Genomic DNA, 12,460 nt, shown 5'->3' with positions numbered 1-12,460 from the left:
ACTACTCAAATGGAGTAAACTCAAATCGTTGTCCTCCTACAGAGGCATCGGCCATAAGACCTGCTTTTGGCATGGCAAAAACAGCTACACCGTCTTTATATTTTGCATTGAAGGCTATTCCAGATTTTACTGCTACTGCTGAAGTTTCTGCAGCAAACTGAAAATCGTCTTCTTTAAATCGTTCTAAATCTGTTTTGGTTTCAAAAAAGATAACCTCCACAACTGCTTGGCCACCCGCTTGAAAACCAATATTTAATTTTTTCAGGTTTGATTTTCCTATCACATTACCTTCTTCATAAACTATGCCATTTCCTGAAGCACCACCAATAATTAATCCACCTTTACCCACATTCGGAAAAATTACGTACCCGGCAGAATTGTCAAAAAAGGTAGCTAACGACTCATTTTTTGACATTAAATCGCTTTTGGCTTTCTCAGCATCGCTTATCAATTCTTTGGTTTTGTTGTCTTGAGCTGTAGCGGTTAACACTCCAAAAAATGTAAACGCTACTATAACTGTTTTTAAATATCTCATGTTGTTGTTTGTTTCTTTATGTACGCCGTTAGAGCAAGCTGTAGTCGTTAACGTATTGTTAGTTTTACTTAAAGTTGTGTTAGAATTTATTTTTTGAGTTTTTGTAGGGTTAACATTAGGGTTGTGATTTTAACTATTAGGAAAACATTTTTTACCCTTCCGCTAACATAAGATGTTGTGCTTCTTAAGAACTTCATGCAAAATAAAAACCGAACAAAAAATGAGAAAAACCCTAGCACCCCTAATTATTTTATGTCTTGTCTTATTTTCATGTGAACATTTAGATGATTTTGTAGGTCATTCAGATGATGATAATGGAGAAGACACTGCTGAAAACATCAATTTTAAGTACGCTTCAACTTTTCTAGTTGGTGGAGAAGGCGCCGCCGAAATATCGGCTTACGATGCACTAACACAACGCTTATTTATTACCAATGCAGAAACAGATGTAGTTTCAGTATTGGATGTAGCTGACATCAACAATGCTGTTTTTGTTGCCGATATAACATTAAATGGTGTTGGCGCTCCAAATAGTGTAAGTGTTAGTAATGGTAAACTGGCCGTGGCAGTTGAAGCAGAAATTAAACAAGACCCAGGTTACATTAAAATATATGATACAGAATCATTAGCATTTGAAGGTGCTTTTGATGTGGGGCCATTACCAGATATGGTAACCTTTTCACCAGATGGTAATCTGTTAGTGGTGGCAAATGAAGGTGAGCCTAACGGTGATTATACAGTAGACCCTGAAGGTTATGTTAGTGTAATTGAACTAGAAACGGGTATGGTTTACAATTTAGATTTTAATGCTTTCAACGGTGAAGAGGAAGTTTTAGAAACTCAGGGCTTTAGAGTATTTGGTCCTGGCGCTACTTTAGCTATGGATGTTGAACCAGAATATGTTGCTATCTCAGACGATTCTAAAACGGCATGGGTTACCTTACAAGAAAATAATGGTGTTGCAGTAGTAAATCTAGAAACTAAAACTATTGAGGCTATAGTGCCATTAGGGTATAAAGATTACTCGGTTCCTGGTAATGAAATTGACCCAAGTAATGAAGACGGTAAGTTTGAACTACGCAATGTACCTGTGTTTGGTACCTATCACCCAGATGCAATTGCTTATTACAGCGTAAATGGAATGGACTATGTGGTAACCGCCAATGAGGGTGATGCTCGCGAGTATGAAGGTGAACCTGGATTCATCGAAGAGGAGCGTATTAAAGATATTGTTTTAGACCCTACTGTTTTTCCAGATTTTGAAGAATTACAGGCCGAAGAAAATTTAGGACGTTTAAAAATTACAACTACAAAAGGGGATATTGATGACGATGGTGATTTTGATGAATTGTACAGTTTTGGTGCACGTTCTTTTACCATTTGGTCAGGTAGCGGTCAGTTGGTTTATGACAGCGGAAATGATATCGCTGTTAAGACGCTAGACTTAACACCAGAGGCATTTAATGGTGGAGTAGAGCCAGATGATAGAAGTGATGATAAAGGTGCTGAGCCAGAAGCGGTGACTGTTAAAGAAATCAATGGTAAGCAAATTTTGTTTGTTGGTTTAGAAAGAAACAACCAAGTTATGGTTTACGATGTTTCTAATCCTAGCAATCCAACCTTTCTGCAAATTCTATCACATAATGGTGATATAGGTCCAGAAGGAGTTTTGGTCATTGGAGCTGATGAGAGTCCAAACGGTAAAACCTTATTGGTAGTGAGCAATGAAGTAAGTGGAACGGTAAGCTTTTACCAAAATTAAGTTTAAGGTCATAATTTGAATTTAATATTCGTGGCGCAGTCAATTTTAATTGGCTGCGCTTTTTTTATACCCTTCAAGTAGTTCTTCAAGATAATTGTATAACTGTTGCATTTGAGGTTTTCCTTTTTTCTTTCCCAATCTACCAAACACATAAAGTGCAATCCAAAGCAGCAACATTACTATCATACCAATTACAAGTCCGGTAATAGTATGCCCTAAGGCATGCTTAGAATAGGCAAAAATCCCAAGAATGATAAAAAAAGTAGCTACTCCAAAATGCAAAAACATAAAGAATGTCCATAAGGTGGGGTTCGGACCAAAAACGCCGTGAATGCTACTTTTTCCTTTCTCAAAAGAGGTCAATTCTAAATGCAGTTGTGGCGACCAAAACGTACGTTCACTTTTTATAAAGCCTAAATACACGTGTTCATCAATGGTTTTTAAGGTAAAAGGTTCCTTGGCTTTGTTATGAAACGCAGATTGTAATTCATTGATTTCGGCATTATAATGCAACTGAAATCTAGGTCTTAGAACTATTTCATTGGTCAGATTACTCATTTTGAAAAGATTGCCCAAAAAAGGTATCTAATTTTCGTGATAAATAGTACTACTTTTGCGGAAATTTGTTAGTATGAGTGCCATTGTTGCTATTGTGGGGAGGCCAAATGTTGGAAAGTCAACATTCTTCAATCGTTTAATTCAACGTAGAGAAGCTATTGTAGATGCCGTTAGTGGGGTTACTAGAGACCGTCATTACGGTAAAAGCGATTGGAATGGAAAAGAATTTTCTTTGATAGATACAGGAGGTTATGTTTTGGGTAGTGATGATATTTTTGAGCAAGAAATAGATAAGCAAGTAGAACTGGCCATTGAAGAAGCAGACGCCATTATTTTTATGGTAGATGTTGAATCTGGGGTTACTGGTATGGATGAAGATGTGGCTAACTTATTAAGGCGAGCAAACAAGCCTACTTTTTTAACCGTTAATAAGGTTGATAATACCCAACGAGAAGCTGACGCAACTGAATTCTATTCTCTTGGCTTAGGAGAATACTACACCATATCCAGTATAAATGGTAGCGGAACAGGAGATTTATTGGATGCTTTGGTAAAAGAATTACCAGAAACCATTGAAGAAGAAAGTACCTTACCAAGGTTTGCGGTGGTTGGTAGACCAAATGCTGGTAAGTCATCTTTTATAAATGCCTTAATCGGTGAAGATAGATACATAGTAACAGATATAGCCGGTACAACTAGAGATAGTATTGATACCAAATACAACCGTTTTGGTTTTGAATTTAATTTGGTAGATACTGCTGGTATAAGAAGAAAAGCTAAGGTTAAAGAAGACTTAGAGTTTTATTCAGTAATGCGTTCTGTGCGGTCTATTGAATATAGTGATGTCTGTTTACTACTTTTTGATGCCTCAAGAGGATTTGATGGGCAGGTTCAGAATATTTTTTGGTTAGCGCACCGTAACAACAAAGGAGTTGTAATTTTGGTAAACAAATGGGATTTGGTTGAAAAAGAAACCAACTCGGTTCGTGATTATACTACAAAAATCAAAAAAGCTATAGAACCTTTTACAGATGTGCCTATTGTGTTTATTTCGGTACTAAACAAACAGCGAATTTATAAAGCTATAGAAACTGCTGTTGAGGTATATCACAACCGCTCTAGAAAGATAAAAACACGCAAGTTTAATGATGTAATGTTACCAATAATTGAGCGTAAGCCACCACCAGCAATTAAAGGTAAATACGTTAAAATTAAATTCTGTACACAGTTGCCAACACCCTATCCGCAATTTGCATTTTATTGCAATTTGCCCCAATACGTTAGAGACCCGTATCGTAGGTTTTTAGAAAATCAGATTCGAGAAAATTTTGATTTTACAGGTGTGCCTATTTCTGTATTTATTCGAAAGAAGTAAGATAAACTGCTATGAAAACTATTAATGAAGCCAAAACTTCAAAATCCAATTCTGAAAAAGAACCCTTTTCAATTTACAATATTGCTATTTCTAATTTAGATGGTTCTAAAATGGACCTTTCTCAGTTTAAAGGCAAGTATGTGTTAATTGTTAACGTGGCTTCTAAATGTGGTTTTACTCCGCAATACAAAGAGTTGCAAAAGTTGAGTGACACCTATAAAGATAAATTGGTAGTGCTTGGGTGTCCTTGTAATCAATTTGGTGCGCAAGAGCCAGGCGATGCCACAGCAATTCAAGGATTTTGCGAAGTTAATTTTGGAGTTACTTTTCCGTTAACCGAAAAACTTAATGTAAAAGGTGTTGACCAACATCCATTATATCAGTGGTTAACCTCAAAAGAATTGAACGGCAAAAAGAATTCTAGTGTTAAATGGAATTTTCAAAAATATCTGATAAGTCCACGGGGTAATTTAGTTGACTATTACTATTCTATTACTAAACCTATGAGTAAAAAGATAACCAAACACTTAAGTTAAGTTTAGGCAATTTTCTCAAAATACAGATAGATATATACAGCTAAGCCAAAATTAGTAGCATCTGTTGATACTAATTTGTACCCTTCTTTAGCATATTCATCTAACTTTTCTTGAATTTCTTTTTCAGAAGCCTTAGCAATGTGTTTGCTATCAGTTGTTATTTTAGAATAATAAATCAGGGTTTCAACTTTGTATGCTGGCATAGGGTAACAATTTATATAATTGGCAGGTAAATAAGTTAACTTAAACTACTGATTATTCCAACGCAATAGCCGGAATATCATACACATTTTCTTGAATTACTTCGTTGATGCTCACTTCGTTAGCGTAAGGTATGCCAGAGCAACAACCTTCTGTATTTGATTCAATTACGATTTCAAACTCAAGATTATAATCAGTTGTAATGTTGAGTGAGAAGGAGTTAGTTCCTTCTTTCCAATCTGAATTATCAATCACCAAACGGGTAATAGCATCATAATCTGATTTGTAAAGTGAAAGCGAATACGCATCTCTATTTTGTCCCAATAAAGAGATATCATCAAGCGTATATAATTCGGCATCAAAAATATTTTCGCCGTTTTCAGTAAACTCTAGAAATAAGTTATAGGGGCCAGCACACAGCACTGTGGCGCAGTCAAAATCGTCAGATGTATCATTTAAAACATCGCAACTAGAAAATAATAGAAGTAGAAATGCTAGGCTTAAGGTAGGTTTCAACATCATTCTGTATTTTAAATTAAAGATGAGGTTAGCTAAAAAAGGTTGCTGCCAAAGCGCTTTTTATTTTAAACTTTACCAGCCACCAGAAGCACCACCGCCGCCAAAGCCGCCGCCTCCAAAACCTCCGCCGAAGCCGCCTCCACCGAATCCTCCTCCAGAAGAACCGCCACGGTAACCACCACGACCCATATTACTTAGAATAATCATATCCCAAATATCTAAGCCGCTGTTTTTACCTCCGCGATTGTTACGGCCGTTGCCACGTTTGCCTCGATTGATGAGGATTAGCATAATCACTAAAAAAATTATGAATGGCAGTAGTTTTTGTAGTCCAATACCTTGATTGTCGAAATTACGTGTTTCAATAAACTGACCTGTTAATACTTGAAAAATGGCATCGGCACCAGCGTTTAACCCACCGTAGTAATCACCTTGTTTAAATTCAGGTATAATTACTTGTTCTATAATTTGTTTGCTTCGGTAATCTGTTAAAAATTCTTCTACTCCATAACCAGATTTAATGGCAATACGGCGGTCGTCTTTGGCCAGAAGAATTAGTATTCCGTTATCCTCATCAGCTTGACCTATACCCCATTTTTGCCCCCATTGCGCACCTAGAAAGTTAATGTTTTCACCTTCAGTTGAACTAATAATAGCCACCACAATTTGTGTTGAGGTACTGTCAGCATAGCTAACGAGCTTTTGTTCCAATTGTGTTTTTTGACCAGCACTAAGCAAATTTACATAGTCGTAAACGCTGGTCTGTTCTTTGGGAACAGGTGGAATTTGAAATTGGGCCCAACTAAATTGAGAAATTAGCAGGATACAAATAGACAAAAATGGAATTAGGGTATTTGGTTTCAAATATGAATACACCTGAAACCAAATACACTGCTCCCTTTCAGAAGTTAAAACGGTCCACTTATCCTTTAGATATTGCATCACTTAATTCGTTTTGGTCTCCATGATGCCACGGAAAGTGGGCTTCTAATTCTTTACCAGCGTTTAAAACACCAGCAATTATACCGTCTTTAAATTCTCCCTTTTTAAAATGCCTTGCTATTATCTCTTTTGTTGATTCCCAAAAACCGCGAGGTACAGCTCTATCGATACCGCGGTCACCGTAAATCACAAATTTTTTATCTTCTACTGCTACATAAAGCAACACGCCATTTTCATCTTTGGTATTATCCATTTTTAAAAAATGAAATACCTGTTGCGCTCTACTAAAATGGTCGATTTTAGTAGTGGCTTCAATATGCACACGTATTTCGCCAGAGGTGTTTTTTTCAGCCTCTAAAATGGCATTTACAATCTGCTGCTCTTCATTAGCGGTTAAAAAGGCTTCGACTTGGGACATTTGATTAGTCAAAATTGAATTCTACATCAGGAGCTTCTTCTGCACCAGGGTCAGACTCAAATAGTGGCATTTTGTCAAAGTTGGCAAAACCAGCCACAATATTTCCTGGAATTTTTTCAATAGCAATATTGTATTCTCCAGCAGCTTCATTAAATCTATTACGTTCTACGTTAATACGGTTTTCAGTACCTTCTAATTGACTTTGCAGTTCTAAAAAGTTCTGATTAGCCTTTAAGTCAGGGTAGCGTTCTACCGTAACTAATAATCGTGATAATGCAGAAGATAATCCTGTCTGCGCTTGTTGAAATTCAGCTAACTGTTGTGCATTTTCAGGATTCACCTGAATCTGAGTAGCTTTTGCTCGAGCTTCAATAACATCTGTTAATGTTCCACGTTCAAAATCGGCAGCACCTTGTACTGTTTTTACCAAGTTTCCAATTAAATCGTTTCTTCTTTGGTAAGAACTTTCTACGTTAGCCCATTGCTTAACTGCTTGGCCACGCATATCTACAAAAGTGTTGTTAGTTCTAATGTACCAGCCTACTAATGCAAAGGCAAGAACCCCAAGAACAAGTAAAGGAATTAACCATTTTTTCATTGTCAAAAGTTTTAGTGTTTATTGTGGTTATTTAATTAGTATGTTAAAGGTAAGTTTTGTTACGCTTTTTATAGCTGTTCTTTTATTTTAATGAGTTCAGCTTTAATTTTTTGCAATTTTTGAATGAGTTCAAAATTGGTAAGCGTTTTATGCTTTTCTTCTTTAAGATGAATTTTAGCACCCTCTAGAGTAAACCCACGTTCTTTTACTAAGTGATAGATTAACTGAAGATTTTTAATGTCTTCAGGAGTAAATTTTCGATTTCCTTTTGCGTTTTTCTTTGGTTTGAGTACATCAAACTCTTTTTCCCAGAAACGAATGAGAGAGGTGTTCACACCAAAGGCTTTGGCAACTTCGCCAATACCGTAATATCTTTTTTCAGGTAAATCGATATGCATTAATCGAGTGATTGGTTCTCTTGGTTGGCAAATTTGAGCATATTCTCAAATTCTTGCGGAGATAAACTTCCATAGTAAAAGTTAATCGGGTTGATACGTTCTTTATCTTTCCAAACCTCATAATGTAAATGAGGTGCTTCTGAACGGCCAGTATTACCCACAAAGCCAATTAAATCACCTCTTTTTACTCTTTGGCCAGGGGTAACGTTGTACTTGCTTAAATGTGCGTATAAAGACAAATAACCGTATCCGTGGTCTATTCTAATATGCTTTCCGTAACCAGATGAGTTGTTATCTGCTCTAGTTACCCTACCATTTCCGGAAGCATAAATGGGTGTTCCTCTTGGGGCTGTAAAATCCATTCCATAATGCATTTTTCGTGCTTTAGTAAAAGGGTCTGAGCGCCAACCGTAACCTGATGCCATTCGCGTTAAATCTTCATTTCGTACAGGCTGTATGGCGGGCATTGATGCTAAAAGTTTTTCTTTTTCTTCAGCAAGTTTGGCAATTTCATCTAAAGACTTTGATTGTACAACCATTTGTTTTTGAATTACTTCAAGTCGGTTGGTAGCATCAATAATAATTTCAGAATTATTAAAACCTTCTAAAGATTTATATCTATTTACACCCCCAAAACCAGCTTTACGTTGTTCTTCTGGTATAGGGTTGGCCTCAAAATAAAGTCGGTAAATATTGTTGTCTCTATCCTCAATACTCGCTAAAACCCGCTCCATTTGTTCCATTTTTTTATTAAGGATTTCAAATTGAAGCTCATAGTTCTGAACTTCTCTACTTAACGAGAGTTCTTTTGGCGTATTCACTAGACTCGTATTGAGCAAAACTATAAGTCCTAAAAAACCAAAGAGCGCAGCTCCCAACAAAAAGAAAAAAATGTTGCGGTACCGCCTAGACTTTTTAGGCTCTATCTTTCTATACGAAAGCGTATCTGGATCGTAATAGTACTTTACCTTAGACATGTGTGGTTTTTGTCCTATTTTTGGCTATCTAAATAGCAGAACAAACAAATATAAAAATTGTTTTAAACTGTCTGTTAAAATTAATTAAAGCTTAACTTACAAAATGACATCCCAAAAGGTTAGAGAACAGTTTCTAAACTTCTTCAAGAGCAAAACGCATAAAATAGTACCGTCGGCATCGTTGGTAATTAAAAACGACCCAACACTGCTATTTACAAACGCTGGTATGAACCAGTTTAAGGAGTACTTTTTAGGCAATACCGCAGCAACAGATAAGCGCGTAGCAGATACGCAAAAATGCCTAAGGGTTAGTGGCAAACACAATGATTTAGAGGAAGTTGGGAAAGACACCTATCACCATACGTTATTTGAAATGTTAGGTAACTGGAGTTTTGGTGATTACTTTAAAAAAGAAGCAATTGCTTGGGCTTGGGAGTTGTTAACAGAAGTTTACGGTATTGATAAAGATAATTTATATGTAACCGTTTTTGAAGGTAGTAAAGATGCAGATAACCTAAGTTTAGACCAGGAGGCATACGATTTTTGGAAAGCAATAATTCCTGAAGACCGTATACTAATGGGCAATAAAAAGGATAATTTTTGGGAAATGGGTGACCAAGGCCCTTGCGGTCCTTGTTCAGAAATTCATGTTGATATTCGCTCTAAAGAAGAAAAAGCCAAGGTTTCTGGAGCAGATTTAGTGAATCAAGACCATCCGTTGGTAATAGAAATTTGGAATCTCGTATTTATACAATACAATAGAAAAGCAAATGGTCAATTAGAAGATTTACCTGAAAAGCATATTGATACTGGTATGGGTTTTGAACGCCTTTGTATGGTATTACAAGGAGTTGAATCTACTTACGAGACTGATGTTTTTACACCGATAACAAGAGAGATTGAAACAATTACCCATACTAAAGTTGGCCAGTCTAACGAAACAGATATTGCCATACGTGTAGTGGCTGACCATGTTAGAGCTGTTGCTTTTGCTATTGCTGATGGGCAATTGCCGAGTAACACGGGTGCTGGATACGTTATTAGACGAATTTTACGAAGAGCAGTGCGTTACGGCTTTACATTTTTGGGGGCTTCTAAACCTTTTATACATAGATTGGTCAGCGTATTAATTGAGGTAATGGGCGATGCCTTCCCAGAACTTAAACAACAACGTCAACTAATTGAAAATGTAATTAAAGAAGAAGAGCAATCGTTTTTAAACACCTTAGAACAAGGACTTCATTTATTAGATTCCATCATTAAATCAAATGCTGGTAAAGTTATTGATGGTGAAAAGGCTTTTGAATTGTATGATACCTTCGGATTCCCGATTGATTTAACCTCTTTGATTCTAGAAGAAAAAGGGTATGAGTTAGACCAAGAGGGCTTTAAAAAAGCACTACAAGTGCAAAAAGACCGGTCGAGAAAAGCCTCAGAAGTTTCTAAAGAAGATTGGACCATTTTAAGAGAAGATGCTGTACAAGAATTTGTTGGTTACGATCAGTTAGAAGCTGATGTTAAATTGGTGAAGTATAGAAAGGTAAAAAGTAAAAAAGAGGGTGACCACTACCAATTGGTATTTAACCTAACGCCTTTTTATGCCGAAGGTGGAGGTCAAGTAGGTGATAAAGGTTATTTAGAACAGCCTAATGGTGACGTTCTTTACATTACAGATACCAAGAAAGAAAATAATGAAATAGTTCATTTTTCTGAAAATCTACCCATAGAAAAAGAAGCTACGTTAAAAGCTGTTGTTGATAAGAAACAACGATACAGAACGGCAGCCAATCACACAGCCACGCATTTATTACATCAAGCTTTACGAGAGGTTTTGGGTGAGCATGTTGAACAAAAAGGTTCTGCGGTACACTCTAAATATTTACGATTCGATTTTTCTCATTTTTCAAAAGTTTCGGTTGAGGAACTACGCTCGGTGGAAAACTTTGTAAATGCAAGAATTGAAGGGGCGTTGCCTTTACAAGAACAGCGTAATATTCCTATGGATAAAGCGCTAGAAGAAGGCGCTATGGCATTATTCGGTGAAAAATACGGAGATACTGTTAGAACCATTCGTTTTGGCCAATCTGTTGAATTGTGTGGTGGTACTCACGTGCAAAATACCAGCGATATTTGGCATTTTAAAATAACTTCTGAGAGTGCGGTTGCCGCTGGGGTAAGAAGAATTGAAGCTATTACTACAGATGCGGTTAAAGATTTTTATTTTACCAATAACCGTATGCTTTTTGAAATTAAAGATTTGGTAGGTAAAAATCAAGACCCTGTGCAGGCCGTAACCAAATTGCAAGAAGAAAATAGCGAGCTTAAAAAACAGCTTGAAATTTTGTTAAAAGAAAAAGCTAAAGGATTGAAAGGTGAACTTCTTAACAGTTTAAAAGAAGTTAATGGTGCTCAGTTTTTAGCCCGTAAAGTAGACTTGGACGCTGCAGGTATGAAAGATTTGGTCTTTGATATGGGTCAAAACAAAACAGATTTATTTGTGTTGTTAGGTTCAGAAAAAGGAGGTAAGGCCTTATTATCTTGCTATATCTCAAAAGAATTGGCAAATGCTAAAAATCTTAATGCCGGACAAATAGTTCGAGAGCTTGGCAAATATATTCAAGGTGGTGGCGGTGGCCAACCGTTTTTTGCAACTGCAGGCGGTAAGAACCCAGCTGGTATTACCGAAGCTTTAGAAAAAGCAATAGCGTATTTGTCATGAAAAAAATTCTCTTTGGAGTAGTACTAACATTGGCAGTTGTACTGGTATATAAATCTTGTACAGATAAGGCCAATAAAGATGCCATTCTTCAAGAGAATTCCATGCTAATTGAGCAGCAATTAAAAAATGTTTCTAAATTGGTTGTTACCGAAGGCCATTTTGCTGAGGTTTATAATTATAAAGACTCAAAAGAACTTTTTGGACCATTAATCACGGCAGATAAAAAAGCTTTGGTGGTAGTTAATGCCGAAGTCTTAGTGGCTTACGACCTAACACAATTACGGTATGAAATTGATGAGGCCAACAAAACTCTTAGACTAAAAAGCGTACCTGAAGCCGAAATAAAAATCAATCCAGATTTTGAATACTATGACGTTACTGCCGATTATCTGAATCAGTTTGATGCTAATGACTATAACACTATTAAGCGTAATGTTAACACATCATTATTAAAAAAGATAGAACAGTCCACTTTACTTACAAATGCAGAAAACAGGTTGCTTTCTGAACTCTCGCAACTATTAGTTTTGACCAATAGTATGGGTTGGACACTAGTTTATGGTGATGTACCAATTAAAGAACCACAGCAATTAGAGTTGCGGCTTATGGATTAGATTTCTCTCACTTGAATATGTTTCGGTTCTAAATGACATTTAGCGTTCTGAAAGCCTTTTGTAACGCTGTCATTCCTGCGAAGGCAGAAATCCATTTTACTTTCTACCGATTTTAGTAGATTTCCATTTTCATGGGAATGACATCAAATTACACGATTGTCATTTCGAAATGAGGCGTTAGCCGATTGAGAAATCCCAAGAACAAACTAGATTTCTCTCACTTGACTATGTTTCGGTTCGAAATGACATTTAGAGTTCTAATGAAAGTTGTCCAGTAAATAGGCCTAGACTTTTTGGATACTTTTTTG

Annotated in this window: 14 protein-coding genes; 5 read left to right on the top strand and 9 right to left on the bottom strand. The window is 36.5% G+C overall.

Translation table 11 applies throughout. The annotated features are described in order from the left end of the window. Position 1 precedes the first annotated feature (1 nt). Complete coding sequence (locus tag H5V42_RS03865) at positions 2–535, bottom strand: lipid-binding SYLF domain-containing protein (protein WP_185781817.1); 534 nt, start codon at positions 533–535, stop codon at positions 2–4. A gap of 220 nt (positions 536–755) precedes the next feature. On the opposite strand from H5V42_RS03865, the gene H5V42_RS03860 reads away from it, so the two are divergent. Further along, on the top strand, positions 756–2,297 hold the full coding sequence (locus H5V42_RS03860) for a choice-of-anchor I family protein (protein WP_185781816.1): 1,542 nt from the start codon (positions 756–758) through the stop codon (positions 2,295–2,297). 45 nt (positions 2,298–2,342) lie between these two features. Here H5V42_RS03860 and H5V42_RS03855 read toward each other — a convergent pair whose 3' ends face one another. Beyond that, positions 2,343–2,855 carry a GTP-binding protein gene (locus tag H5V42_RS03855; RefSeq protein WP_185781815.1) on the bottom strand — a complete coding sequence of 171 codons (513 nt, stop codon included), beginning with the start codon at positions 2,853–2,855 and terminating at the stop codon, positions 2,343–2,345. A gap of 73 nt (positions 2,856–2,928) precedes the next feature. Here H5V42_RS03855 and der point away from each other — a divergent pair, with 73 nt between their 5' ends. Together der and H5V42_RS03845 are read left to right on the top strand one after the other, a co-directional pair. Then, the gene (gene der, locus H5V42_RS03850) at positions 2,929–4,230 is read left to right on the top strand and encodes a ribosome biogenesis GTPase Der (protein WP_185781814.1); all 1,302 of its coding nucleotides are present in this window, start codon (positions 2,929–2,931) and stop codon (positions 4,228–4,230) included. Between the two features lie 11 nt (positions 4,231–4,241). Beyond that, positions 4,242–4,766, top strand: coding sequence for a glutathione peroxidase (locus tag H5V42_RS03845; RefSeq protein WP_185781813.1), 525 nt, complete (start codon positions 4,242–4,244; stop codon positions 4,764–4,766). Positions 4,767–4,768: 2 nt separating this feature from the next. Here H5V42_RS03845 and H5V42_RS03840 read toward each other — a convergent pair whose 3' ends face one another. The 7 genes from H5V42_RS03840 to H5V42_RS03810 form a co-directional block, all read right to left on the bottom strand. Continuing rightward, positions 4,769–4,969, bottom strand: coding sequence for a DUF4177 domain-containing protein (locus H5V42_RS03840; RefSeq protein ID WP_185781812.1), 201 nt, complete (start codon positions 4,967–4,969; stop codon positions 4,769–4,771). Between the two features lie 52 nt (positions 4,970–5,021). Then, positions 5,022–5,489: a hypothetical protein gene (locus H5V42_RS03835; protein ID WP_185781811.1), complete on the bottom strand. Its 468-nt coding sequence runs from the start codon at positions 5,487–5,489 to the stop codon at positions 5,022–5,024. Positions 5,490–5,558: 69 nt separating this feature from the next. After that, positions 5,559–6,428, bottom strand: a complete 870-nt coding sequence (locus tag H5V42_RS03830) for a TPM domain-containing protein (protein ID WP_185781810.1) — start codon at positions 6,426–6,428, stop codon at positions 5,559–5,561. After that, on the bottom strand, positions 6,409–6,846 hold the full coding sequence (locus H5V42_RS03825; RefSeq protein ID WP_185781809.1) for a TPM domain-containing protein: 438 nt from the start codon (positions 6,844–6,846) through the stop codon (positions 6,409–6,411). The genes H5V42_RS03830 and H5V42_RS03825 overlap by 20 nt, the downstream gene beginning before the upstream one ends. 4 nt (positions 6,847–6,850) lie before the next feature. Continuing rightward, positions 6,851–7,444 carry a LemA family protein gene (locus H5V42_RS03820; protein WP_185781808.1) on the bottom strand — a complete coding sequence of 198 codons (594 nt, stop codon included), beginning with the start codon at positions 7,442–7,444 and terminating at the stop codon, positions 6,851–6,853. 68 nt (positions 7,445–7,512) lie between these two features. Then, positions 7,513–7,842 carry a MerR family transcriptional regulator gene (locus H5V42_RS03815; RefSeq protein ID WP_185781807.1) on the bottom strand — a complete coding sequence of 110 codons (330 nt, stop codon included), beginning with the start codon at positions 7,840–7,842 and terminating at the stop codon, positions 7,513–7,515. After that, a complete protein-coding gene (locus tag H5V42_RS03810) occupies positions 7,842–8,819 on the bottom strand; it encodes a M23 family metallopeptidase (RefSeq protein WP_185781806.1) in 978 nt (325 codons plus the stop codon). Before H5V42_RS03810 ends, H5V42_RS03815 begins: the two co-directional genes overlap by 1 nt. 103 nt (positions 8,820–8,922) lie before the next feature. Between H5V42_RS03810 and alaS the strand changes: the two genes are divergently transcribed. Then, entirely contained in the window at positions 8,923–11,538 is a 2,616-nt protein-coding gene (gene alaS / locus H5V42_RS03805) for an alanine--tRNA ligase (protein ID WP_185781805.1), read from the top strand. Then, positions 11,535–12,152: a DUF4230 domain-containing protein gene (locus H5V42_RS03800; RefSeq protein ID WP_185781804.1), complete on the top strand. Its 618-nt coding sequence runs from the start codon at positions 11,535–11,537 to the stop codon at positions 12,150–12,152. The genes alaS and H5V42_RS03800 overlap by 4 nt, the downstream gene beginning before the upstream one ends. Positions 12,153–12,460: the final 308 nt, after the last annotated feature.

It is taken from the genome of Croceivirga lutea, from assembly GCF_014235875.1.
GTDB classification, from domain to species: domain Bacteria; phylum Bacteroidota; class Bacteroidia; order Flavobacteriales; family Flavobacteriaceae; genus Croceivirga; species Croceivirga lutea.
The sequence above is the reverse complement of the archived record's forward strand: the minus strand, read 5'-3'. Positions and strand labels throughout refer to the sequence as shown.